Origin of the sequence: Xenorhabdus littoralis (assembly GCF_033949345.1) — a bacterium.
Lineage (GTDB): Bacteria > Pseudomonadota > Gammaproteobacteria > Enterobacterales > Enterobacteriaceae > Xenorhabdus > Xenorhabdus littoralis.
Window position 1 is genome coordinate 1 of record NZ_VCDP01000313.1, and the last position, 272, is coordinate 272.

1 rRNA gene is annotated in these 272 nt (G+C 46.3%); it reads left to right on the plus strand.

Annotated features, from left to right (window positions below):
* Positions 1–272: ribosomal RNA gene (locus tag FE394_RS19715) — 23S ribosomal RNA — on the plus strand; the annotation flags it as partial.

Here is a 272-nt window from a genome sequence, read left to right on the forward strand (position 1 = left end):
ATAGCTGGTTCTCCCCGAAATAGCTTTAGGGCTAGCCTTAAGTGTAAGAGTCTTGGAGGTAGAGCACTGATTGAACTAGGGGTCCTCATCGGATTACCGAATTCAGTCAAACTCCGAATGCCAATGACTTATCCTTAGGAGTCAGACTGCGAGTGATAAGATCCGTAGTCAAGAGGGAAACAGCCCAGATCGCCAGCTAAGGTCCCAAAGTGTGTATTAAGTGGAAAAGGATGTGGAGTTGCTTAGACAACTAGGATGTTGGCTTAGAAGCA